Origin of the sequence: Fictibacillus enclensis (assembly GCF_030123385.1) — a bacterium.
Lineage (GTDB): Bacteria > Bacillota > Bacilli > Bacillales > Fictibacillaceae > Fictibacillus_C > Fictibacillus_C enclensis.
In genome coordinates this window covers 2196370-2222246 of sequence record NZ_CP126109.1, presented here as the reverse complement: position 1 = coordinate 2222246, position 25877 = coordinate 2196370, and the positions used below count along the sequence as shown (strand labels likewise).

Below are 25877 nucleotides of genomic sequence, written 5' to 3'. Positions count from 1 at the left end.
GTTAAGATTTATTTCAAGTTATTAAAGCGCTTACAATGTAATTATATCGATAATTCAGAAAATTAATAGTTCACTTTTACAGTGATATTTATCACTGATACAGGGGTTGCGTCAACAGCTACAATCCGATGGAGTTATTGGTGTTTTAATAACGGACTCCAGAACCATTGATCCGGCAATTGTGCTCATACACTTGATTTACAATATCCATATTAAAGTTGCCTAATATGAGAAATTCTCTTACTTGGCGATTGATTTAATAGATTCCAAGTATATGGGTACATTAATTCGAACGACTGTCCCTTCGCTTTCCCTATTTTTAACCTCTATTCCATAACTCTCTCCAAAAAAGAGCTTGATTCTGTGATGAACATTGATTAATCCTAACTCTTCTTGATGCTTATGTTTTTTTGTTTCACTTATTCTATCAACTAAAGTTCGAACTGGTTGATTTAGTTTGCGGTCAATTTCTGATAAGGTTTCTTGCGATATACCTTTTCCGTTATCTTCAATATCAATGATAACGATATTATCTGTTTTAAACGCTGAGACCTTAATCCATTTATTGGTCACATTATCTTCAAATGCGTGCTTGATAACATTTTCTACAATTGGCTGAAGTGTTAAGCGCGGGATAACGGTATTTGCTACTGAATTATCCATATTGAAAATTATTTCAATATCTCCGTCGTAGCGGAAATCGATTATTTCTCCATACAACATCAAATAATCAAATTCGTCTTTAAGAGTTACTAATTTAGAGGGATCTCCCAGACTGTAACGAAGTAAGCTGCTAAGCGAACTAACAACAACCTCTATTTCTCGGATGCCCTTACGGTTTGCGACCCAGCTGATTGAATTGAGTGTATTATATAAGAAGTGAGGAGTAATTTTTTCCTGCAAAGCATCTAATTCCGCTTGTTTTTGAAATAGCAACGCCCTTGATTCATTCAATTCAACTTGGTAGACGCGTTCTATAAGATCCTCAATTTTTGTGACCATACCATTAAAGTTATGTCCCAGTCGGCCGATCTCGTCGTTTCTTTTAAAGTTGACCCTCGCACTAAAATCTCCTTTTTGCACCCTGCTCATCATCAATTGCAGTTTACGAATAGGCTTAACAAATAACTTTTGCAAGAAAACAGCGACAAAAAAAATGGCGACAAGCATGAGTGCGATAAAAATAAAAAATTTATTAAAAATGGATAGCAGCTTTTCTAATACCTCATCGTATGGTAGCACTCCAATAAAGGTCCAATGTGGACTGGACATAGTGGTTTTTATATAAAGGGATTTCTTTCCTTTTTCATTTTCCTTTAATAGGTAAGGTTCGGGAAATTGTAACGGAATATCTTTTTCCAAAATGGATTTTCCTATTTTCATATTGGGATGGTAAATAACCTGATGGTTCTGATCTACGACCATGACATGTCCTGACTTTAAAAACTTTATCTTCTTTATTTCTTCATTCAGATATTTTAAGTCAAAATCCACTACTGCTAATCCTATTGGCTTGCCTGTTTTGAGGTCCGTAATTTGTCTTCCAAACGAAATGAATGGCTGCCCTAACACACCCTTTTGGATGGAACTTGTTGCGATGAGCCTATTTTTTAACTGTTCTTTTAACTCCTGAACAACTTTGTCCTCTTTTCTCAGAGGGATAAATCTCCCTAGACTATCCACTCGTTTGTTCTTAAAATTATATACCGTGACCCTGATAATCTCCGGGTGCCCCACTAGCAATAGGCTCGAAAAATCAGAGAAGAAACGAGCGTCATTGTATGCCTGCCAGCCATTAACCGGGTCTTCCTTGATAATCCTCTGGACTTCAGGATGGATAGACACAATTGTTAGGATATTTGATAAATCATCGTACACATCCTCTGAATCCGCACGTACCTGCTTCAATGTTTGCAAGTTAGAATCGGCAATCATCTCAATGAGAACTTTCGAAAATGAATGGTATCCAAAAACGCTAAATAACATAAGCGGTACTAATGTGAAGCTAAACAAGATGATAAGCAGTTTTTGATATAATGTAAGTTTACTGTATCGCTTCTTCATCCCTTCTGTACTCTCTGCAAACGATAATTATTTGGAGTCATGCCGGTCACCTTCTTGAACATTTTTGAGAAATACTCCGCATTATTAAAACCTACTTTACTGGCGATTTCTAAAATTTTTATGTGAGGTATTTCCAGCAATTCTATAGCCTTTTCGATTCGAAGCTGATTGAGATAATCGGTAAAATTTATTTCTAGCTCCTTTTTAAAGAGACGGCTCAAATAAGACGGAGTTACACCAACCATCCCCGCAAGACCCATTAATGTTATATCCTGATTATAATGTTCATTCAAGATTTCTTTACAACGGAAAAGAATGTCCGGACATGGTTGTTTCCTGCACATGATAACCGTGTTGGTACAGAACATAACAAATTGTTCTACTTGAGAGCGAATTGATTGAATAGAATCATGGGGATGAAATCCGCTTATCAGCCTTTTTAACTCCTGGTCATAAAAAAGATGTACATTATCGATGGATGACAAGCGTTTCCTAAGAGATGCAAGCGTGTCAGTTATAAAAGGAATGAAACGCAGATTATCATTTCCCACTCTCTTACAAAAACCGTCTAAAAGAGATTGCAACGTTTCCATAACAGCTTGAATATTCCCTAATTCAATTGCGTCAAATAGCTTTGTTTCCAAACGAATCAGCTTCATGTCCCACTTGTCCTGGTTTATGAGAAATGAAAGGTTATCCTTGGAATTAAGTAAAGAAGAAGTCACCTTCATAATGGCAGCATTTAGTTCTTGCATGCTGACTGGCTTCAATAAATACTCCTTAATTCCATATTGCATGGCCCGGCGAGCATATGAAAACTCATCATAGCCACTTAAAATGATGGTTTGTGTATCAGGCCATCTTTCATAGACTGAATGAATCAGTTCAAAACCATCAACCTTTGGCATTCTTATATCTGTTAATAAAATGTGTACAGTATTTCTCGTGAAAAAATCAATCGCTTCACTGCCGTCGCGAGCGCTTCCAAGCAACCGATATTGATTACCAAGATCGTTAATAAAACCTGAGATGCTTTGCCTCACGCTTTTTTCATCTTCTGCAATTAAGACATTAAGCTGCATATATGGCCACCCCCTAAAATAATTATAGGAAGTATTTAATAAGTCGGCTATAAAAATTCTGAAAATTAAAAGAGAGCCTTCCTCACAAGGAATGGCTCCGACTTTATACTAGGCTAGATGCCTTTTACCTTAAAGCCAGCATAATGGGTATGACTGCCTTTGAAATTAGAAAATCCGACCTGTCCTGTTAAATAAGGTGAATCCTCATCCTTATAACTTAAAATTAGCTCGTCATCAATGAAAATTCGATAGTTGTTATCAACTGCTTCGACTTTAATATTGTAAGAGTTGCCTCGCTTCCAATTATAGTCGGCTGAAACCAATTGTCTGTACCCGTTGACGTTTTTATAAAGAGTTACCTTGTCGTCATGTGCAAAACCCACGGCATATGAGCGGATTCCTCCCTGAACCCTGAAATTAATATGATGCTCATTGCCCAGCTTCGGAATGACAGTTGATTCAAAATGGTAGTTTTTCCATGTTAGATCGCCAGTATATGCCTCAGCTGGTTCCCCATAAAAGCTTCCACTTAGTTCACCGTTCTCTAATGACCACAGTCCTCTCAGATACGTTAATTGACTCACTTCAATGTGAAGCTCATTCCACTTTTCCAGTCTCTCTTTGGAAAAATCAACTTCATAATCAGGGTTTCCGCTGAAATTGAATTGGTCGATATATACGATTAATGAAGGCAAATTACCTACTCTACGTTCCTCTTGAACAGGAATGAATTCCACCCCTGCTTCCTCAATACAAACACCGCTAAAATGAGGAATGGTAAACGTAAGGTTTTCCCAATTACCAATCGTAAGCTTAACTTTCTCACCGTAGTGTCGCGTTCCCTCATTCCGGTCTTTCACATACAAACGGGCAAGGACGTCCTGTACTCTACCCTCTGGCAACAACACCTGACAATCAATCGTCTGTCCAGGATACAATGTCGGTGAAAAGCTTGGATCATATCGGCTGTCGTTAAAGTCTTCTGGGGTATAATAGGTTTTAACAAAGGTCCGGTAACCATTCCCGCCATTCACATAATCAAAGACGACTTTTAAAGAACGTTCCCCTTCAAATGAAACTTCCTCAGTGTTTTGCACGTAACCCTTGATATTTTCTACATCACTATTTACTCGGAAAGCATGAGTTGAACCTGCATATTCAAAATGGTACTTTGCGCTTTCTCCCTTTAATATAGCTGCCCATTTTCGCGGTACTTCCACACCGGCTATTTTATAACCCAAATTTGATATATAAGACGCACACCAAGGAATATCCAAGATGTTTAGTGAACCGATTACACTTGAGCAGCATAAGAAGTCATTGATCGGCTTTCTCCAGGAAACATCAATTCCTTCCAAGCCATTACGAACCCCTAAAACAGTTCCAACATTCCCAACATTACAATCGGTATCCCAGCCACACATGTTACAAATATTGATCGTCTTGGAAAAGTTTCCTTCTCCATAAAGAAGGGATAATACCATCACTGCCGCATTAGGGATGATGTGGCAATTTCCAGGATAACGATCATATCCATAGTTTTCAAACACATATTGGAAACAATCTCTCCAATTGTCAGGATGTTCATCGTAAAAGCGGATTAAGTCTTTAGTCACCTTGGCATATTCGCAATCAGAAGGGATCACATTTAAACCCGCTTCGATGATTTTTTTCATGTCTTTCATTGTAAAAGCGGCGGCAATACTGGCTGCAAGGAACATCCCACCGTATTTTCCGTTACCATCATGGGATACACTGGCAATCTTCTCAGCATATTCAGCTGCAAGTTTCGGCTGTCCTGGTGCAATAAGTCCCCAAACATCGATAAAAATTTGTCCGCCAATTTGTTCAGCTACCGTCGTTCCATTTTGTTCAATTGAGCCGGATCGAGGAGCACTTATTCCGTTTTTAAGATTTAAGTAAGCTGTGTGTTCACTAGATTTACCATAACCGCCCCACCAATAGAATCCATGTCCATCTGGAGCATAGTTCAACCAGGTAAGTCCCATCTGTTCAGGTGTAATGTCACTTGTATGAGTATAATCCTCTAAGGCCCTTAAGAAGAACATCGGACCATTTGTATCATCATCTGCCGCAAAGTTTTTGAATTCATGAAGGTAGCCAGTGATTTCCCCAAAAGCTTTTTCAATACGATCATGTGTCCACTGCTCAATATTCCCGCCGTGACGGACTCCGATCACTTTACCGAGCCAACCAGCGTAAACGCGTTCTACATAATCTGTGGGGATGACCTTAACCGCATCCGTGTTTTGCAAAACATTGGTCACACTTGAGTTCATATTATCTACTCCCATAGTCTTATTTTCATCCCTTGACACTGCCTTCTGTAATTCCTTCGATGAATTGTCTTTGTAGTATCATGAAAATTAACATAATTGGCAGGATCGTAATAACACCAGCCGCTGAAATCATCGTCCAATCAGAGCTAAAGCGGCCAGTAAACACGAGGTAGCGCGTAGCTACAGTTTTTATTTCTTCTGACTGTAAAAATGCATTTGCGAAGAAAAATTCATTCCAGGTCCATAAACCAACTAACAATACAACGGTTAAAAACGCTGGACTGGCCAGGGGCAAAATGATTCGGTATATAACTTGCAGTTCATTGCATCCATCGACCCTTGCACTGTCCAGCAGCTCATTTGGAATGGATACGAAAAACGATCGTAGAAGAAAGATATTAAAGGGCAAAAAGATAGCTGAATAAATCAGTATCAAACCCATTAATGAGTCCATTAAATTTAGATTTTTCCAGATAAAGAACAAAGGAACTAGAAACAATCCTATTGGAACTGACAAAGTAAAAAGCAGGAATCCCATGATTGCATTTGAACCTTTGAATTCTAACTTAGATAACGCATAAGCGGCTAATCCAGCGGAAATACAGATAATGACAATACATGCTACTCCCACAATCGCACTGTTTAAGAATGCCTGCCCGTACGCCCCCTTTTCCCACGCATCTATCAAATTCTGAAACTCAAGACGGGACGGGAATCCTAACGGGTTTTTCTGAAATTCCTCACGGGGTTTCAAGGCATTGCTGAACAACAGAACAAGTGGTCCGATCGAAATGGCTACAGTTGCAATCAATGGAATGTGTCGCCAATCCAACAGTTTTTTCATTACACATCCCATCCTTTTTTCTTTAAGGATCCAAATCCAAGAATGACAAGTAAACTAAAGATTCCCATTGTTAACGCTACCGCACTTGCATAACCAGGCTGTTGTCCATAGATTGCTAGTTTATACATATATGTCGCTAACAGCTCTGATGCATCTCCAGGTCCTCCTTGGGTCATGACAAACACATAATCGAATGCAGCAAATGACCAGATAATCAACAGCATGTACACGAGTGCCAGGGTCGGGCGCAGCTGAGGAAGTGTCACATGCCAAAATATTTGAATCTTATTCGCGCCTTCAACTTTCGCAGCTTCTTCCAGACTTTTGTCCAACTGTTGAAGCGCGATAAGAAAAAGTACAACAAGAAATCCGAAGAAATGCCATCCATCCGCAACCGCTACGGCTAAAAGCGCAATTTTACCATCTCCCAGCCATGACAGTGCAAGAGATTCTAAACCCCAGTTTTTTAATAGGACATTTATACCGACGTAAGGATTATAAATTCCTAACCAAATCTTTGCGGTAACCACTGTCGCTATAATATAAGGAAGAAACACCATGACACGGTAAAATGTTTGGCCAAACTTCACTTTACTGACTAGAAGAGCAATTCCTAATCCGATAAAAACTGGGACTGTAAGGAAAAAGACCATCCATTTTGCGTTATTGAACATCGCCGCATAAAACCTCTTGTCCTGAATCAACTGAACAAAGTTTTGCAAACCTATAAAATCAGCTGATCCGATGCCATCCCAGTTCGTAAAGGAAAGCAATAAGGTACCAGCAATCGGACCTCCCACAACAAGCAGTAGTAATAGCAGTGCAGGAGTAAGCATCAACCACGGTAGCAAGGTCTTCTTCCACGGCTTCTTATTCTTGGCAACCGCTGGCGTATAGGATGATGATGTAGTTGTTGTTACCTCCATCTCGAGCACACTCCTTTCTAGGAAGGGAGATTTATTCTCCCTTCCCCTTAATCCTTAAATGGGAACAATAATCCGTCTTTTTTATCTTTTTTAGCGTTTTCATCTGCCTTTTTCAAGTATTCATCAACTGAAAGCTGCCCCAGGAATACCTTGTCAATGTTTTCCCATATCGACTGTTCTACGTTGGGTCCCCAATATGTCCATGAAGCATATCCAGTGTTTCCTTTTTCAATAGCTTTGTTTAATTCTTGATAAACTTTAAGTACCAGAGGATCCAAGTCCTTTACTGAATCTACTTTAATATTTTTATTAGGATAGAAGATTCCTTCCTTAACCTTCAAAGTTCCAACTTCATCACTGAACAGCCAGTCAAGGAATTTTGCTGATTCCTTAGGATGTTTTGTTTTCGCATTGATTCCTCCTGATTCGCCAAGTGCCATCGGAAAGTTTGCTTGAACTCCGTCTCTCCATGAGGGCATCGGGAAGAAATCAACTTCAAACGGCGGGCGTTCGGTGGTTATATTACTTGTTGCCCATGTACCCTCCATTTTCATCGCCGCTTCTTGATTTCTAAATAATAACCATGCATCATCTAAAGAAATGGCATGCGACTGTTTGTCGTTAATATAGCCTTTCTGCCAAATGTCCTTCCATTTTTCTGTAGCCTCTTTTACTAAAGGACTGTTCCATGGAACTTCATTTGTTAATACTTTCTTCATTTCTTCTGGTCCCAAGTAAGAGTTGTAAACCAATGTCAGCCACCACTCGTTTGAAGGTCTAAAGTCTGTAGTTCCAAAGGCAAAAGGCATTTTACCTGCTTTTTTAATTTTTTTATTCAAATCCATGAATTCATCAAACGTCTTAGGCTCTTGCCATCCATTTTTTTTAAACATATCTTTGTTATACCAGACGGCTAACGATTCATATTGGCCTGGAAGACCGTATAACTTGTCATTTACAAAACCAGTTTCGTAAGCCCAATCAAAATAGCGGTCATTCCAGCCATATTTATCTGCGTAATCATCTAACGGCTTTAAATAATCAGACTTAGCAAATTGCACGAGGGTTGTGGGTCCATCTACAAGCACAACATCCGGACCTGCTCCAGCTGCCATCTGTTGGCGAATAAGTGTAACCGGATCCTGGCTTTGAACCCATTTGACTTTAATATCTGGATTTTTCTTCTCGAAGGCACCGATGATATCTTCCTCAATGACTCTCTTTTGTTCTTCCGTATCCGGAGTATGGGTCATATATACGATCTCCACTTGATCATCTTTTGCGTCCCCACCGGATTTTGAATTGCAAGCCGAAATGATTAAGAACAACGATAGAATAAGTATAAAAATTTTAACCCTCTTCATACTAACCCCCCTGAAATATTTAATTTTGACAGCGCTTTCTTTCATTCATTATCTTTCTTTTCATAGGTCTTGTACACCATACAAAATTGCACAATTCCTAGTACAAAATTGACATTACGTTCTGGTAATCATCCAAGGAAAAACAGACAAATTTGTTTCAACGACTAAAACCTCTGTTAAATAAAAGAGTGATTTTGGTACTAGTAAACACCTATTCTTCAGTGCTCTTATCAAAAAACAATGCTGTTTCTTGCTCTTCTCGGCGATATCCTATTAGGACATTTCTACCCCTCTTTCCATTAGTTCCCAGTATCTTTTTGCTATCTATAACAAAACCAGTAATGCACGCTTTATCTGAGGTGTTCTATATGTTAGTTAGTCCAATGCTTCTACAAAAGATCGAGAAGCCGTTTAATGATGACAATTACATTGCAGAGTTAAAACTCGATGGATCCGTGCAATCTTTTCACAGTAGGTAACAAACCTAAGCTTTACACTAGGCACAGTAATGATATTTCGGCTCGATTTGCTGAGCTTCTTTCTTATCCGTTACCAGATGGCACTATTTTGGATGGTGAGCTTGTTGTAACAGATGAGACCGGCAAGCCGGACTTTGAATCCTGCATGCAAAGGTTCTTTCGTTCTAAAGGTCATACTTACTGCGTTTTTGATATTCTCTATTACAAGGGCAGGGATGTTACCTCGCTGCCTTTAGAAGAACGGAAACTGCTGCTGTTTGATGTGCTGCCGGATGATTCATCTCTTATGGCTAAGGTAAAGACACTTTCTGGATTGAATGGTGAGCAGCTTTTCTCTTTATGCTGCAGTCAATCTTTAGAGGGGATAGTCCTCAAAAGGAAGGACTCTGCTTATACTGTCGGCCAACGCTCTAAACACTGGCTGAAGGTAATCAATTTACTCATTTGAGGATGTACTGATCACCGGATACCGCAAGTCAGAATTTGGTTGGATACTTAATTTTGACGATGGCTCCCAAGCCGGTACTTTGGAACCGCATCACGCACGCAATTCAGTGTATAGGATGGCTGAGAAATTCAACTATGAAGAGTTCGGTGATTTTGTTCTTTTTCCGGCAAATCCTATAAAAGCAAAGATGAAATTCCGAAACTATACAAAAGCTGGTTATTTGAGAATCCCTTCATTTGTGGAATTTCTCTAATCTGTTTCTTCACTCCGATCCAACAGCTTGGAATATTAAAGCTCCAGTTCATCATCTTCAACTCCCTAAGTGAATCGATGGGTACAAAAGTCGAAAATAAAAACAGCATTGGAGTGAATTCCAATGCTATTTTCGCTTGCCCAGGCTAGTTTGGAGAAGAACGATTGTCATTCTTAATTTATTTTTACATCGATTAACTCTTCTAGACTGATTTTATGTATATCAGCGTGGAAATCTACAATCCGCAATTCTTTTTAAACGAATCGACATAATGAACCTTCCCAATCAACAAATGAAAATCCCCGTCTCTAAAATAGGAAAAGGAAAAATCCAAGTTTTCAGCCATGGCTTCGCAGATGGTTTCCTCCATAATCTCCAGTTGCTGCTCTTCCAATTCAGGCTTCTTTTTTCTTTTATTGTCCCAATCAAATTCTCGCAAGCTTTTTACATGTTCAGGCATAAACATCCCTTGCCATTTCATCTTCCCTCGGTCACGAAGCATATTCATCACCTTCCTGATTTTATTATATACGAATATATGTTCGTTTGAGGAGAAAAAGATTGAAGTACTTGAATATGGAACTCAAGAAGGATACAATGGCCTTAAATATACCTGGAAACTTAAATAATCAGGTTCATCTTTTGCGTAAGCTGTTAACTGCTTCAGGTTGTCCTCTGTAATCGTAACACCATCCTTGCTCTCTACAATGTCCTTTAACGAATCAATATCCCCTTGCTTTACAGCAGTCTCAAACTTTTTTACCAATTCATCCCCACGGACGCGAAAAATTAAAAATGATGACAGCGATCAGCCCTACCAAGAATAGGCTTAAAACGATGAGACTAATCTTCTTTCCTTTCTTAGGTACTTTCTCCGTTTCCATTTTAATCCTCCTTTGGATTTTAAAACCTTTTTGTTAAAAATATCTAATAAAAGAAAGAGAAAAAAGAAACAAAAGTCCCTGTTCTTGCGAGGTTTTAGTAGTCTTACAAAAGGCTGACCGGTTCAGTTATCCTTAGATCTAACCTAGAAAGATCGATCCTATTTAAGCGATTTAATCTTCCTCCACCATATCCGAGTTCATTACCTTTTTCATCCAATAATTGAATCCCTAGAGCTTGTGCCTTTCCAGCACCACCATCGTTGGTATGTTCTCAATTGCTTGTGATGTTGATAATCCTCTATACGGCCCAAACGGCGCAAGTTACATATTCGGACCACAAAAAGGAGCAACTCCAAAAATCGTTCTCGAATTGGACCGGAATCTGGATCATTTTTCAAATATCATACAGCAAGAATTGGGCATAAATGTTAAGTATTTAGCCGGTTCTGGTGCTGCGGGTGGTTTAGGCGCTTTTTTAGGCCGATGACGGTCTCTTTACTTATGGTTTTGGTTTTAGTTGTTTGTGTATGTGTGTTTAAACATTGAGTTTCTGGTTCAATTTTGGAAAATTTTTCCCTAGAGCTGGCAGGAGTTTCAAGGCTTGGACAGCCTGTCAGATTTTCGTCTAGCGGTCTGTCAAAACGATGAAAAACAAAAACGTTATGCCGCGTATCCTCCCTTGCTGCGTAGAGTGTGATGGACGGAGATGATCCCAAGCCTTTTCGCTTTGCGAAACATACGCTCTATCGTGGAACGGGAAATAACGCCTTTTTTGTAACAGGCAGAAACCAGTGTACAAATCTTTGCGTTGCACACCCCGATGACTTTAACGCAATATCGTGTTAATTGCTGAAACGCGATCAGTTCCCCTTTCGTAAACCTCTTTATGTACCTCCAAAAATCGTTTGTTCGATTCATTGAACTCCTTCACGGGTGTGAAACTCACTTAACTCTTTAAAGTTCGTAATCTTTCCACGCACCATTTTGATCTTCCTCTCTCTATATCGTTCTTCTCTCTTACTTAAATAGAGAAAAGAGGAGAAAAAGAGGCATGGATCTTTCAGTTTTATATCTATTTTATAAAAAATCTATTTTACTAAGCAAACCGGTACGGTTCTTGACATCCAGCTTACTAAATATATTTTGAATGTGTCGTTTTACAGTATTAATGCTGATACATGACTGTTCGGCAATTTCCAAGTTTGTATATCCCTTTCGAATAAGATGACAAATTTCCATTTCTCGTGGTGTTAAGAGGGAGAGTGTATGATCAATCGTTGGTGTGGAGGTGTTGTTATTTGTGTTTGGTATAAGATGGACAATATAGACGGGTTCCTTTTGAAAGTCGGATTTCGGATCAAATTGAATGGTGTATTGTTGAAATGAAGGAGAAGAAACGAATCTTACAAATCCCAATTGTACATAGCTTTGGCTCAAAAGGTACTTTTGCACAAAGATATCTATTGTTTTTTCACTCTTGTTGGCCAATAGATCTGACGTGATGTCCCTAGCAGAACTATTGTAATAAAGGGGACGGAAGGTCAAATCTAAAATGATAAGACCATGAGGAGATCGATCTGCATGCGCTTCGAAAATTCTTTTTTGATATTCGGCTTTCTCCAACATTATTTGGCTGGAAATTTTTAGAGAAATAAATGTGGATATCGCTTCAAATCGCTTCACATCTTGCTTGTCAAAAGGACGATCACCTTTCGATCTTAACAACCCTAGCGTTCCTACTAATTTGTTTTGGTAGGTAAAGTTGACTACCATTTCATCATGATAATGGTGCTTTTTCATAAAGCCTGTATAAAATTCACTTTTCTCAAATTTAGCATTTGGAACGATATCGCTGATGCGAAAAATCGTTTGCTCAGAGATATTGTTTAAGTGCTTTTTGGGATGAAGAAAGTCTAGTTCATCATAATTGGCTAAATAATCAAAAATCACCTTATCTTGAATTTGATATAAATGTGGATGGGAAATATTCCCCGATTCGTCCGTGAACCATAAAACAGAATGATGATACCCCCACATTTTACATAGGAAATGTTGAATCTGCTGCCGGAAATGTTCAGGGGAATGTTCCAGATGTTTTAAAAATTCCATTATTCCGTGATAGTCTTTTGTAGATAACTGGTAATCTTTAATAAGGTTCCACCCCTCTAATAGTAAAATTATTATGAATATTATAACATTAATTTTTAATAGTTATCACTCGAAAGTACTAGTTATGGAATCAAAAATTTAGAGGATGGGTTAGTTCTTTCATTTAAGTTTCTATACTTTAGTTTTATAATCAATTCCCTACACCTGTTTATTAGACTCGAAACTATAAGATCAATCTATTACAGGCGTGACTCAAAAGTGTTACTATTGGTCAAAAAAATCCCCCTTTTTAGTAATAGGTCTAGTAGTTAAACTCTGAGATAATGCAGATGAGAAGGTCAATAAATCATAAGGAGGAAAAAAAATGAGGTTTTCTGAGTATTCTCGCTATGATGCAACAGGTTTGGCAGAACTAGTTAGAAATAATGAAGTTACTCCCAAGGAATTGAAAGATACGGCTGTTGAAGCAATTCGAGAATTGAATCCAAAATTAAACGCTGTTAATAATGTTTTGGCAGAGTCAGGTCAAGAAATTGAAGGATCACAGGAAGGGCCGTTCGCAGGAGTCCCATTTCTGATTAAAGAGGCTTTATTACATGCTGAGAATGTGCCGTCAAATCTTGGAAGCCGATTAGCTGAAGGTTTAGTTTATTCGGATGATACTGAATTGATGACCAGATTCAAAAAGGCGGGATTAGTAACTGTAGGAACAACTACGACTCCTGAATGGGCTTATAACGCGACAACAGAATCCATTTTTTATGGGCCGACCCGAAACCCATGGAATATGGATCATAGCCCAGGAGGATCTAGCGGCGGGGCAGGTGCAGCTGTAGCGGCAGGTATTGTACCTATAGCACATGCTAATGACGGAGGAGGTTCCATCCGTATTCCAGCCTCATGTAATGGATTGATAGGGTTGAAACCAACTCGAGGACGCACTCCAACAGGGCCTTTCGGAGAACTGCTTAGCGGTATCGGAGTGGAATTTGCTGTTTCTCGGAGTGTCCGTGATACAGCGGCACTGTTGGATGCTGTCTCCGGTCCTGATATTGGTGCTTACTCGTTTGCTCCGCCTCCCAACAGGTCATTTTTGGAAGCGGTTACAGAACCACCTAAACGGCTTCGTATTGCATTCATGGAAAAGCCGCTTACTGGAGTTCCGGTGAATCAAGAGTGCATAAATGCATTACGTGAAACAGCAGCACTTTGTCAGGAACTGGGACATGAAGTGGTAGAAGCTTCCCCGCAGATAGATGTTGAATTGCATAATCTTGCTACACTTCGAATTTGGACCGCGCACGTGGCCCATATGGTGAACGGAGTAGCTAAAGCCTTAAATCGTGTTCCGTCAGAGGAAAACCTGGAAACAGCAAGCTTCGCATGTTATCAATATGGTCAGGCAATCACAGCTCCACAGTTACTTGAAGCAACCGACATCATGGCAGCTGTTACTAGGTCGGTAGGCCGCTTTTTCACGGAATACGATATTTTATTATCACCGACAACAGCCCAGCCTCCTCTCCCTCTTGGTGAATTAAATCAAAATGCTCTAGGAATTAATGCAGAACAATGGACTGAACAAATATTTACTTATGCCCCATTCACTAATCTATTTAATACAACGGGTCAACCCGCGATATCTCTTCCGCTTGCCTGGAGCAGCAATGGCCTTCCGATCGGAATGCAGTTTGGCGGACGATTTGCTGATGAGTCAACTCTCATTAATCTAGCAAGTCAACTAGAACAAGCACGTCCGTGGAAAGATAAACGCCCACCTGCACTTGTTAATGCTTCATTAAATTAAAAAAAAGCACCTATCTAAGAAAGACTAAAATTACAGTCGTTAATGGAGGGAAGAACAATGTCTCAAGAAACGAGAGATAAAGCAGTCTATTTGGATATAGACAGGCGGATTTTTGAAACGAAAATCAAGCCTCTCATTACAAAACAGTTATTGGACGAATACAAATTAAATCCTATTGGCAAACATAGCGAACAGCTTGATGTCGTATTAAATTACCTGCGAAGACATCATGAACAAATGGAAGGGAAATATGTCATCGTATGTACCGAGCCACATAAGGAGTGGCATATAGGAGAACACCCAGGCGTTCGAGGAAAACATCCTAAAATTTTCTGGGAGGAAAGTTTTGATTCAAGAGAAGCAGCTGAATACGGCCTTTTTCTTAAGAGATTACAAAAATATGGTGTGGAAGTATAATTCAAAAAAAGGAGAGAGTCATAGTGACAATTCATGGATATCCAGACAAACTAAGCGTAGAACCAGGACAAAATGTTAAATTTATGATCAATAGTGAGGGGAATGAAAGCTATCAGGCCGAAATCGTTCGACTAATACATGGGGATACTAATCCTGATGGACCAGGATGGAAAGTTGAATTGATTGATACTGACCTTAAAAAACAATACAGGGGGAGAGAACAGAAAATTTATAGCGGCTCGTATGTCGCCGTACCGGATAACTCCTTGTTAAGGGACATTGAAAGTTTTTCATTACAGGCGATGATTTGGCCAACTACTCCTGATAAGGGTGCTCAAGGTCTACTCACAAAGTGGTCTGACTCGAAAAAAACTGGATATGGTTTATTTATCGATGAAAGCGGTTTCCTTTCATTATGGATTGGTGATGGCAGCGGTAAAGTGGAGAGAGTAAACACGGGGAAAAAATTAGTAGAGAGATGTTGGTTTTTTGTAGGGGCGTCTTTTGATGCAACTAATGGTACAGTTGAAGTATTTCAGCAACCTTTAGTAGATAAAACTAATGGGAGATTCTCACTTGCATATTCGTTAGAGACAATGACAGCACATGTTAAGCAAGTAATTAAATCAAAACCTGATACTGATCATGAAGCCCCTTTTATTATGGCTGGCTATTTAGAAACTATCGTTGAAGGCAAGAACATTGTTAGAGGCCTTTATAATGGAAAAATAGATAGGCCTCGCATGGCTGACCGTGTGCTTACTCGACAAGAGATGGAACAATGTATAGAAAATCCCTTTGTGGATTTGCTAGCAGCATGGGATTTTGCAGCGAATATTGGCCCTAAAGGTTTGGAAATTCCCAGCCAGATTATAGACAAATCGCAAAGTGAACTTCATGGAAAGGCTACTAATCTTCCAACTCGGGCGATGACAGGTTATAACTGGACATCTAATGAACAAAATTTTATCCATGCTCCAGAGCAGTATGGCGCTATTCATTTTCATGATGACGATCTTTCTGATGCCGACTGGAAAGTAGATTTTGAATTTACCATCCCAGATGATCTAAGAAGCGGTGTGTATGCAGCACATGTAAAAGCTGGAGAAGATGAAGACTACGTTACATTTTTCGTAAGACCTAAAAAGGGAACTGCAACGGCTAATATTGCATTATTAATCCCCACAGCAAGTTATTTAGCGTATGCTAACACTAGATTTCAAGATGTCCCCCTTGCTCAATTGATGTTTGGCCGGGCGCCGGTTATACAAGCAGAAGATTTATATCTTATGGAACATAAGGAATATGGTCTTTCCACATACGATGTGCATTCCGATGGCAGTGGTGTCTGTTATTCATCAGGACTTCGGCCGATACTTAATATGAGACCCAAGTACAGGCATAATCTGTCGCCTTCATTATGGCAATTTAATGCCGATCTTCATTTAGTAGATTGGTTGACTGAAAAGGGATATACATTTGATGTAATTACCGATCACGACCTCAACGAAGAAGGGGTCGACCTTTTAAAACCATACAACGTTGTACTTACCGGATCTCACCCGGAATATTATTCAGGGGCTATGTTAGATGCAGTTGAGGATTACCAACAACTGGGTGGAAGATTTATGTATATGGGAGCTAATGGCTTTTACTGGATCATTCAATTTAATCCAGAAAACCCTAATATCATCGAAGTGCGAAAGCAATTTGGTTCAAATGCATGGAAAGCAAACCCCGGCGAATTACATTTAAGCTTTAGTGGGGAACAAGGTGGACTATGGAGAAACAGAGGCAGAGCACCACAAAAAATTGCCGGAACAGGATTTATTGCCGAAGGATTTGATGTGTCTTCCTACTACCGTCGGAACCCAGTTAGCTTTGATCCAAGAGTCTCCTGGATTTTTGAGGGAATTGGTGAAGACGAGCTAATTGGCAATTTTGGCTTAGTTGGCGGTGGTGCAGCAGGACTTGAAGTGGATACTTATGATCTTGAATTGGGGACACCACCGGAAACACTTATTCTTGCATCTTCGGAAGGCCATTCTAATGCGTACATGCAGGTTGTTGAGGAACTGTATTTTAACGTTCCAAGTATGGGAGGTGCGGAGAATCCTAGGGTTCGGGCAGATATGGTATATTACCCGACTCCAAAGGGAGGAGCAGTTTTCTCGGTGAGTTCTATTGCTTATTGTGGAAGTTTATCCCATAACAATTACGATAATAATATATCCCAACTAACGGACAACGTACTTCAAAAATTCATGTCAGACGAACCGTTGCATTGGGAAGAACAATCACCTCAAATTGCAGGTGCTAAAAGTATTAAAAACTAACTGGGTCACTATTGTGAAACGAAAAGCCGGTATACACATGGTGGGTGAATATCAGCTTTTACGCTTTTAAAAAAAGTAGATAAATAGCGACCAAGGATTATTTCTTGGTGTTTTGCTTCACGATAAATCCAGATAAAGACTTATCCGGATAAATCATGACATGTCCTGATTTATCCCCCAACTTCGTCAAGGGATAAATCGAACATGTCGTCCGTCGTCGGACCCGTTCCCTCCAGCGGACCGTCGTGGTGCCCCGTCTGTGGCATGGTTGGCTGCAAGTGCGGTGAGTAACTCTAAGTAGAAGAGGGCAGCCCATCATGGGGGCTGCCCTCTTCTATATTTTTGATACACTACAAAGAAGAAATTACTATAAGAAAAAGAAAAATGGGACGTGACTACATCGCTTTTGATTTACCTACAACAAAGGAAAGCCCCCCACCCTCCTCTTCTGGCTTTGGCCAAGGCAACTACGTTCTTTATATAGTTATTTATTATGGTAAATTACATTGTCGTTAAATTGGATTCCTATATCAATAACTAGACAAATTTATCTGGTTCCCTTTTTCAGTAAGGTATGAAATCCATTGGGTTAGCACATGTAGTGGACATGCCTCCTCTTGATTTTTTGTATAAAGTAGTTTTTCTTGGATTAGTTATATAAACAAAAACACATACGCGTATATGTATGTGTTTTTGTTGTAGGATAGATAAAACCATTCTCATATGAACTTCTTGTTGTGAATGTGAGGAGTATAGAGTCTGCATCCTATAATATGGCACAATAGGTGTCTTTATCTCTCACTCTTCTATTTCAAGGACCAGCTCAATTTCAACTGGTAAATTTAAGGGAAGGACATTTGTTCCAATCGCAGACCTTGCGTGTTTACCATTTTCTCCATAAACTTCTACCAAAAGATCTGACGCACCATTGATTACTTGTGGATGATCATAAAAGTCATTTGTACAACTTACAAATGCAAGTAGTTTCACTACTTTTTTGACTTTATTTAAATCTCCGACTTCTTTCTTTACTATACTGAGTAAATTTAAAGCCGTAATTCGAGCAGCATCATACCCTTGCTCGATAGAAATATCTTCACCAAGTCTTCCTTGATAAAGGGGCTTTCCGTCTTTAAAGCAACCGGAGCCAGAAGTAAAAAGAAGGTTTCTAGTACGATTAATGGTAACATAATTTGCAAGTGGTGCTGGTGCTTCAGGTAACTCATATCCAAGTTCTTTTATTTTAGACTCTACCATTCTTATACTCCTTTCATTTACTACATTTTTATTTGTTTATTATTGTAATATTTCTGTTATTTTATATAGAAGGATCTGTTCTCTCCGCTGCCTTTTCAAATAACTTGATGACGGAAGCTGCTAAAATCGCTACACCATTCCCCATCGCCGTTAAGTCAAATTTCATATTTGGGTGATGTAGACCTGGTTCTAAGTCTGTACCTAAACCCACCATCGTGGCTTGAATATGAGGTCTTTCCTTTGTATAGAAATGAAAGTCTTCGCCGCCTGGCGTAACCGGAGGACTGACGAGTGACGTTTCACCAAGCATCTGTCGAACCGCATCTCCCACTATTTCTTCCATAAAGGGGCTTTTCTCTGCTGCTACCATCTGTGCCCGAATTTCAAGTTGCACTTCGGCACCATTGGCTTCTCCTGCATATTGAACCGCTCTCATTATACTGTCTGTTAAACTTTCCATGGCCCTATTCGTTTGTGCTCTAAGATCGATACTAAACTCGGCTTCATCTGGAATAATATTGATGTTTTCGCCTCCAGCTTTCACTTGTGTCACCTTAGCTGAGGCTGGTAAGGTTGGATCCACTTTCACCGAATTCACAGCACTTATGATCGCACCAAGGGAATCTACTACATTAATGCCCATGTTTGGTCTTGAGCCATGGGCTTGTATCCCTTTAATTTTCCCTTTTAATAGAGTGGTAGCTCCATGATAAATCGCGGAAGAGGCCTGCCCCATTCCAATTTCGAATGCCGGTCTCACATGGATACCGAGCAAGTAATCCACGTCATCCACTACGCCATCTTTAATGATGGCTTGAGCACCTTTCCCCGTCTCTTCAGCTGGTTGGAAAATAATTTTGAGACATCCATAATTCGGGTGAAAATTGGACTCCTTTAAACAACGAAGTGTATTAAGCACCATCGTCATATGTGAATCATGTCCGCACGAATGGTTTGCTTTCCATACACCTTCAACATTTTGCCATAATGCATCCATATCCGTCCGTAACCCGATCGTTGGGCCGTCTGAATCACTGTTCCATGTGACGACAATCCCATAGTGATCGGGAAACGTTTTATAAGAGAGACCGAGTTTATTGAGTTCATTACAAAGGAAATCCCTTGTAGTTTTTTCCTTCCAACTGACTTCAGCCAAGTCATGTAAGTGGTTGTAAGTATCTAGCAGAAGAGTATGGTTGTTCTTCACCCATTCTTCGATGCTATTTAGATTGGTATTTCTCTGTGTATTATGCAGGAGGATCACTTCTTTCTAGTACGTAATAGGCAATATCGTCTTCCGGGATCACCCCTGTCACGTGGTAGCCGTTTAGGAGGGCTTCGTTTAGTTTATTGCGAGTGCGTAATCGCCACTCTTGGACCAGATCAGGGGTATCTTTCTTCATTTGTTGTACCTCTTTTGGAATAGGCAACAGATAGCCAGAAATATAATACTCCACACTTTTATCCTCACAAGGAATCGGATGTTTACCGTCAAATCGAATATCAAATAGTTTTTCATACTTCTTCCATCTGGCCTGATTTCGGTTTCCTCTAAGCGCATAGTTAACCTTTTCAGATAGAAGATCCCATTCCACTAAGAATCGGTCGGAGGGTGTGTCTTTGTTCAATTTATCATTCATGTAACCATAATAAGCTTCAATATACGTTTTTACATAGCCACCGAGTTTCGAGAGATTAAGATACCCATTTTTAACTTCCAGAGGGTCAAATGTCCAAATGATTTTTTCATAACCATATCCGATGGCCCACTCTCGTTGTTTTAATTTCAAATGTTCACCGATTCCTTGATTTCGATAGTCTGGATGTATGGCCATCATATGTGAACACAAATAGGGCTTTTTACTAAGCTGACTGTAACCTGCAAATCCATAACAAAATCCCACCAGTCGATGACTATCCTTATCAAATGCACCAATGACGACCCCGCCGTTGTGAATGGCAGCCACCATTTGCGGAAGGGAGGTGACTACCTCTTCTCCCCACACCATTTTTTGTAAATCAACAATGTCTGAAAGGGGTTCGAGTTCGGTTACAATCTTATAAGTAAACCTTTGCATAACTGTTCTCCTGTCGCAACACTTTGCCTGCCGTAGTGCCGGTATACTTGCCCTCTTTTACGGCCAACTGCCCGTTTACAAGAACATATTTAATTCCAACCGGCTTTTCTAGTGGGTTTTCGTACGTTGATTTATCATTGACCGTTTTGGGATCAAACACCACAATATCCGCGGCATAACCTTCTCGGATGAATCCTCTGTCTTTTAAACGAAGCAACTGCGCAGGTGCTCCTGTCATCTTACGCACTGCCTGTTCAAGGGTAAGTGCCTGTTTTTCGCGCACATATCGTCCTAATACACGTGGATATGTTCCGTAAAGTCGAGGATGGGGCTTTCCGCCAAAAATACCGTCCGACCCCACGATCTGTAGGGGGTGTCTCATTCCATAAATGACATCCTCTTCATCGCCCCAATGAATGACCATCGTAATACCTGCATTTTCCTCTATAAGTAAATCAAAGGCTGCGTCTGCAGGATCTGCTGCTTCTAATAATTCAGCTACTTCATTCATGTTTTTGCCTTCGGCCCAGCGATTTTTTTCTGTGGAAACAGCCGTAATAATAATGTTTTCCCAACCACAGGTAAGGACCCAGTTTTCGTAGTCCTCATTATTCTTAAACTCTTGTTTTATTTTTTCTCTGATTTCCGGTTCCTTTAATTTTTCTAACAGAGCAGAGGTTCCTCCAGAATGCATCCAAGGAGGTAAAATAGCGTGAAAAACGGTTGATCCGGCGGTATACGGGTATTGATCAAAAGTAATTTCAATTCCTTCGTTACGGCCATCGTCCATTTTTTCAAGAGCTTTTTCAAACTTATCGCGATTCGTTTTACCTGCGACTTTGAAATGAGAAACATGAAGACGAACGCCTGATTGACGGGCGACATCAATGACCTCATCCAATGCTTCTAAGGAGTGGTTGCTTTCGTTTCGAATATGGACCACAAAGCAGCCGTCATATTTAGCTGCCCCTTTGCAGATTGCAATTAATTCTTCTTTATTGGAAAACACATTGGGAGGATAGACCAAACCCGAAGAAACCCCTACGGCCCCCTGCTTCATTCCCTCTTCAACAAGGAATTGCATTTGCTCCATTTCCTCTTGTGTCGCGTGACGACCATCAAAGCCCATGACAAGAGTCCGTACAGCCCCATGGGGTACAAGGTAGGTCGCATTCCCTGTTATATCAGAATCTTCCAAAAACTGAAGATATTCATCGATGGAGTTCCATGGCCAATCACCAATATCTCCGTTAAGTCCTTTTAACTGTTTTTGCCATAACGGCTTGGTTTCTTCCGAAACCGGAGCAACCGAAATACCATCCTGGCCAAATAATTCAGTCGTAACACCTTGTAATACTTTTATATGGTGGATCTCTGGTTTTGTACAAAGCAAATCCGAGTGGACATGCGTATCAATAAATCCGGGTGAAACCGCCAAGCCCTTAGCCTCTATTTCCGTAGTAGCCTTTTCGTTACTCAGGTTCCCTATTTTACGAATGACCCCATTTTTAATTCCAACATCAGTTTTAGTCCACGGATTTTCTGTTCCATCATAAACGTGGCCACCTCTTATAATAAAATCAAACAATCTAATCCCTCCTATTAGTTGTTCTACTGAAACTACTGCAGTATCAATTCGTTTGTAAATGTCTCTTTATTGATCAAATATTGATCAAATATAGTCTTGTTAATTTCATAGCCAATTCCATGAGATGTTGGAACCTCCAGCTTGCCCGGTTTTGATAATATGATCTCTGGTTGAACGATATCATAAGCCCAATAACGATCAGAGGCGGATGTATCCCCAGGGATGCTAAAGTTGTTAAGCGACGAAAGTGCAATATTGTGTGCACGACCGATCCCTGCTTCCAGCATCCCTCCACACCAAACAGGAATATGATTTGATTTACATAGATCATGTATTTTTTTGGCTTCCGTTAGTCCGCCTACACGGCCAACCTTAATATTGATGATTTTGCAGCTTCCTAATTCGATTGCTTTCCTAGCGTCTTCGGCCGTATGAATGCTTTCATCCAAGCAAATGGGCGTAACTAGCTGTTTTTGAAGTTTAGCATGATCAATAATGTCATCGTGAGCCAAGGGCTGCTCAATCATTATAAGGTTATACTGGTCCAATTCTTTAAGGATATGAATGTCATTTAAGGTGTAGGCTGAATTTGCATCAGCCATTAAAGGTAGATCAGGGCCATATTCTTCCCGAATGGCACGAATCACTTTGACATCATGGCCGGGTTTAATTTTCACTTTAATTTTCTTGTAGCCTTCTTCCGTAAACTTCCCCACTTTTTCAAGCACTTCTTCCACAGTATCTTCAATACCGATACTGACCCCTACTTCAATCTCTCTTTTTTCACCTCCGAGAGCTCTTGCAAGTGACACACCTTGATGTCTAGCATATAAATCCCAAATCGCTCCTTCAAGCACAGCTTTAGCCATGTTGTGCCGTCGGATTGGCTTGAAAAGTTCATGAATTTCACTGGGATGGGTGATGCTTTCAGAAGAGAACAATTTAGGTATGAGAAATTCCTTAAGGATATAGCTGATGGTTCCTGTAGTTTCTTCATTATAAACAGGGTATGGAAGAGAAGCACTCTCAGCATAACCTGTTAAGTTTCCACTATGAACACTTACGACGAGAAAATCTTTAAACGGAATGAGGCCGAAGCTGGTTTCAAACCGTATTTTTAGTGGCATACGAAGTCTAGACAATTCCACTTTATCTATTTTCATATCAAAGTCCCTTTCTCTATCTCTATTTGCTGTTAGCGGATCAATCGGTTTCCTGCTTAAAAAACGGAAAAAACTGTTCGCTCGTTTGTTCGTAGTCATTGATACGGTTATGTACCTCTTCCCACTTCGATGAGGCAACGCCAGATACTATGACATTAAGCAACGAAAACATGGTCGCCATCCCATTCAGACCGGTAGGCGAAGGGGTGTACACTTTAATCAACAAATCTGCAAATGATCCTAGGGGAGATAATTCGTTATCGGTGATGGCGATGATTTTTGCTCCCTTTTTCTTCGCGGCCTTTACAAACGATATAGTCTCCTGAGCATAACGCGGGAATGAAAACGCGATGACCAGGCTTTCTTTATCCATGTCTGAAATCAAAGAAATCGCGTCGTCAATTTCTCCTCGATACAGATGGGTATTGCCTTTTACAATGTTTAAACTAAACGCCAGCCAATTGGCTGCTGCATATGAGCTCCTTAAGCCCACAATGCATCTTTTTTTGGAATACAGAATCGCCTCAATAACTTTTTGGACTAAATTCGGGTCCAACGCGTCCAGGTTTTTTTCAATAAAAGCAATCTCCTGCTCCTTAATATGGTGAATAAGATCTACGCTGTTTTGACTGAGGGCTCCAGTAGATACTCTATATTTTTCTAATGGATCAGTTTGTCCATTATCTAATAAATTGGACTGAATCTCCTTTTGCAAATGAGTAAAGCCTTTATATCCAAGCGCATAGCATAAACGGATCACTGTTGTCTCACTAGTTTTGGTCAACTCTCCGACTTCTTTTGCCTTTTGAAAAGCGATATGTTGGGGATGCTCCAGAATAAATTGGGCTACCATTTTTTGACGATTCGTTAGCGTATTGAAATTCTTTCGAATGACTTCGTTGATAGGTTCCATCCGTGATCTTCCTTTCTAGATGTTAGGGTGCTAGGATTGGCACCTACTGTTACATCTCTCACTTCGAATAGGGTTATGCCTTTGTTGTCTGCTTTCTATATTCTTGAACGGAGTCTAAAGGAAAGATCGGCCGATTGATTCGTTCATAATCAAATGACGAAAAAACACAAGTGCTTAAACCAGGTGAATCGACAGTAATAATTTCCTTTGCGATGGACTGGAAGGCAGCTCGAAAGTGCTGACTTGATTTTAAGGCTACAATTTTGTAATTGGCTACATCGATTCCATGAAGCAAGAAAACCTGCTCATCAAAGGTTTGGGCTCTGACGGAGCACACAATAATATCCACATTGCCGGTTTTTAATCTCGCGGATTTTCCAAGATTTACTTTTAATCCTCGCCACATGGGAGAAGATTGAAAAAACTGGCCATCCGATAAACTCTTAACATAAACTTTTAGAGGCAAAGGTTCTCCATGTAATAAATCGGTTTTGCCTCCTAATTCTACATCGATATATGACCCTACCCCAACTTGATGGGCCAACTCTGCTACTTCAGGATCATAAATAAATCCAAAGCACGTATTGGGAGCATTCGCTTCAACCATCGCTTTTAATAAAAATGTTCCATCTCCTGGTGTCCCTCCACCTGGATTATCGGACGTTTCGTTGATAACGATGGGGTAGTCGGCTTTATATAAAGCCTGTTGAATTCCTTCCTCAGGATTGGGGAGATCTGTTTGAAACTCCATTCTCTTCTCCCAGATCATTTTGGCTACCTCGTTCCCCACTTGTTGGGCTAATGAAGGTTTTCCGTTGGTAATGGTGACTACGGAAACGCCAACATCAGGAATATCGGTATAAGGGAACCCGTGGAAGAACGTGCAATCCACCACATCCTGTTTCTTTTCCCATTCCCAGCAAATCTCATTGAGATCCTTGGCTGGAGAATGATAGGTTGTGGAGGTGGGAATCATAAGCGGCAGCTGTTCTAGATGCATAACAGGTTCTATTTCGCCTTGAATAATTTGTTCTAATAACTCAATGGCTTCCCTTCCTCTTTCATGAGAATCCGTATGGGGATAAAAATGAACGCCTAAAAGGGCATTGGCTTCTTGTACCATTAATTCTGTTACGTTAGCATGCAAATCTAATGTTACAACAATAGGAATCTCATATCCTATGGAACGCCTAAGAGCCTTTAGCAAAGACCCCTCTAAGTCGTCCACTCCTTCAGCAACGCCAGCCCCATGTAAAGCAAGACAGATTCCGTCTACGTCTCCTGCATTTTGGATGCTGGTGATTAACTCGTTCTCTAATGTTTCATAGGTTTCTTTCGTGATCATGCCTGACGGCCCTGTAAAGGTAGAAAAGGCAGGTGCGATTTCGATACCAAGCTGGTTGCATTTATCAATAATGCCCCCCACGTAGTCATCAACCCCTAAATGTCTTTCAATAATTTTTTCCTTATAATCCCATTCCCAGCTTTTAAAACGTTCTACTGTCGTTGCCACATTAGAGAATGTATTGGTTTCATGAGCAATCTGCCCTATCGCAATTCTCATA

At 40.1% G+C, this 25877-nt stretch carries 21 protein-coding genes and 2 pseudogenes; 5 read left to right on the top strand and 18 right to left on the bottom strand.

Translation table 11 applies throughout. The features are described from left to right. Positions 1–240: 240 nt before the first annotated feature. From QNH15_RS11775 to QNH15_RS11750, 6 genes are all read right to left on the bottom strand, one after another. Positions 241–2064 carry a cache domain-containing sensor histidine kinase gene (locus tag QNH15_RS11775; RefSeq protein ID WP_283894853.1) on the bottom strand — a complete coding sequence of 608 codons (1824 nt, stop codon included), beginning with the start codon at positions 2062–2064 and terminating at the stop codon, positions 241–243. Further along, the gene (locus QNH15_RS11770) at positions 2061–3146 is read right to left on the bottom strand and encodes a response regulator transcription factor (protein ID WP_283894852.1); all 1086 of its coding nucleotides are present in this window, start codon (positions 3144–3146) and stop codon (positions 2061–2063) included. The genes QNH15_RS11775 and QNH15_RS11770 overlap by 4 nt, the downstream gene beginning before the upstream one ends. 113 nt (positions 3147–3259) lie before the next feature. Further along, entirely contained in the window at positions 3260–5485 is a 2226-nt protein-coding gene (locus tag QNH15_RS11765; protein WP_283894851.1) for an ADP-ribosylglycohydrolase family protein, read from the bottom strand. Next, positions 5472–6290 (bottom strand): carbohydrate ABC transporter permease, encoded by an 819-nt coding sequence (locus tag QNH15_RS11760; RefSeq protein ID WP_283894850.1) that lies wholly within the window; start codon positions 6288–6290, stop codon positions 5472–5474. The genes QNH15_RS11765 and QNH15_RS11760 overlap by 14 nt, the downstream gene beginning before the upstream one ends. Further along, on the bottom strand, positions 6290–7216 hold the full coding sequence (locus QNH15_RS11755) for a carbohydrate ABC transporter permease (RefSeq protein ID WP_283894848.1): 927 nt from the start codon (positions 7214–7216) through the stop codon (positions 6290–6292). The genes QNH15_RS11760 and QNH15_RS11755 overlap by 1 nt, the downstream gene beginning before the upstream one ends. A gap of 47 nt (positions 7217–7263) precedes the next feature. After that, positions 7264–8580, bottom strand: a complete 1317-nt coding sequence (locus QNH15_RS11750) for an ABC transporter substrate-binding protein (RefSeq protein WP_283894846.1) — start codon at positions 8578–8580, stop codon at positions 7264–7266. Positions 8581–9027: 447 nt separating this feature from the next. On the opposite strand from QNH15_RS11750, the gene QNH15_RS11745 reads away from it, so the two are divergent. Then, complete coding sequence (locus QNH15_RS11745; RefSeq protein ID WP_283894844.1) at positions 9028–9507, top strand: ATP-dependent DNA ligase; 480 nt, start codon at positions 9028–9030, stop codon at positions 9505–9507. Between the two features lie 488 nt (positions 9508–9995). On the opposite strand, the gene QNH15_RS11740 is transcribed toward QNH15_RS11745, so the two are convergent. The 3 genes and pseudogenes from QNH15_RS11740 to QNH15_RS11730 form a co-directional block, all read right to left on the bottom strand. Next, complete coding sequence (locus QNH15_RS11740; protein WP_283894842.1) at positions 9996–10262, bottom strand: YolD-like family protein; 267 nt, start codon at positions 10260–10262, stop codon at positions 9996–9998. Positions 10263–10343: 81 nt separating this feature from the next. Beyond that, positions 10344–10526, bottom strand: coding sequence for a TcaA second domain-containing protein (locus QNH15_RS11735; RefSeq protein WP_283894840.1), 183 nt, complete (start codon positions 10524–10526; stop codon positions 10344–10346). Between the two features lie 239 nt (positions 10527–10765). Continuing rightward, positions 10766–10909: pseudogene (locus QNH15_RS11730) on the bottom strand (glycerate kinase); the annotation flags it as partial. A 9-nt stretch (positions 10910–10918) separates the two neighbouring features. Between QNH15_RS11730 and QNH15_RS11725 the strand changes: the two are divergent. Then, positions 10919–11122: pseudogene (locus tag QNH15_RS11725) on the top strand (glycerate kinase); the annotation flags it as partial. 182 nt (positions 11123–11304) lie between these two features. Here the strand turns inward: QNH15_RS11725 and QNH15_RS11720 are convergent. Both QNH15_RS11720 and QNH15_RS26175 read right to left on the bottom strand, forming a co-directional pair. After that, the gene (locus QNH15_RS11720; protein WP_283894838.1) at positions 11305–11562 is read right to left on the bottom strand and encodes a hypothetical protein; all 258 of its coding nucleotides are present in this window, start codon (positions 11560–11562) and stop codon (positions 11305–11307) included. Positions 11563–11721: 159 nt separating this feature from the next. Beyond that, complete coding sequence (locus tag QNH15_RS26175; RefSeq protein WP_430667143.1) at positions 11722–12753, bottom strand: response regulator transcription factor; 1032 nt, start codon at positions 12751–12753, stop codon at positions 11722–11724. A 364-nt stretch (positions 12754–13117) separates the two neighbouring features. Between QNH15_RS26175 and QNH15_RS11710 the strand changes: the two genes are divergently transcribed. The 3 genes from QNH15_RS11710 to QNH15_RS11700 are packed head-to-tail and all read left to right on the top strand — an operon-like array spanning position 13118 to position 17313. Continuing rightward, a complete protein-coding gene (locus tag QNH15_RS11710) occupies positions 13118–14560 on the top strand; it encodes an amidase (RefSeq protein WP_283894836.1) in 1443 nt (480 codons plus the stop codon). Between the two features lie 57 nt (positions 14561–14617). After that, on the top strand, positions 14618–14977 hold the full coding sequence (locus QNH15_RS11705; RefSeq protein WP_129479418.1) for a N,N-dimethylformamidase alpha subunit family protein: 360 nt from the start codon (positions 14618–14620) through the stop codon (positions 14975–14977). A gap of 23 nt (positions 14978–15000) precedes the next feature. Then, positions 15001–17313, top strand: coding sequence for a N,N-dimethylformamidase beta subunit family domain-containing protein (locus QNH15_RS11700; protein WP_283894832.1), 2313 nt, complete (start codon positions 15001–15003; stop codon positions 17311–17313). A 798-nt stretch (positions 17314–18111) separates the two neighbouring features. Here QNH15_RS11700 and QNH15_RS11695 read toward each other — a convergent pair. From QNH15_RS11695 to QNH15_RS11665, 7 genes are all read right to left on the bottom strand, one after another. Then, positions 18112–18570: a RidA family protein gene (locus QNH15_RS11695; protein ID WP_283894830.1), complete on the bottom strand. Its 459-nt coding sequence runs from the start codon at positions 18568–18570 to the stop codon at positions 18112–18114. Between the two features lie 61 nt (positions 18571–18631). Next, positions 18632–19777, bottom strand: a complete 1146-nt coding sequence (locus tag QNH15_RS11690) for a M20 peptidase aminoacylase family protein (RefSeq protein WP_283894828.1) — start codon at positions 19775–19777, stop codon at positions 18632–18634. A gap of 40 nt (positions 19778–19817) precedes the next feature. After that, the gene (locus QNH15_RS11685; RefSeq protein WP_283894827.1) at positions 19818–20648 is read right to left on the bottom strand and encodes a GNAT family N-acetyltransferase; all 831 of its coding nucleotides are present in this window, start codon (positions 20646–20648) and stop codon (positions 19818–19820) included. Next, entirely contained in the window at positions 20629–22236 is a 1608-nt protein-coding gene (locus tag QNH15_RS11680) for an N-acyl-D-amino-acid deacylase family protein (RefSeq protein WP_283894826.1), read from the bottom strand. The genes QNH15_RS11685 and QNH15_RS11680 overlap by 20 nt, the downstream gene beginning before the upstream one ends. 32 nt (positions 22237–22268) lie before the next feature. Further along, positions 22269–23399, bottom strand: a complete 1131-nt coding sequence (gene menC, locus QNH15_RS11675) for an o-succinylbenzoate synthase (protein WP_283894824.1) — start codon at positions 23397–23399, stop codon at positions 22269–22271. Between the two features lie 40 nt (positions 23400–23439). After that, on the bottom strand, positions 23440–24312 hold the full coding sequence (locus tag QNH15_RS11670) for a MurR/RpiR family transcriptional regulator (RefSeq protein WP_283894822.1): 873 nt from the start codon (positions 24310–24312) through the stop codon (positions 23440–23442). A gap of 73 nt (positions 24313–24385) precedes the next feature. Continuing rightward, on the bottom strand, positions 24386–25876 hold the full coding sequence (locus QNH15_RS11665) for a M81 family metallopeptidase (RefSeq protein ID WP_283894820.1): 1491 nt from the start codon (positions 25874–25876) through the stop codon (positions 24386–24388). Between the last annotated feature and the right edge of the window lies 1 nt (position 25877).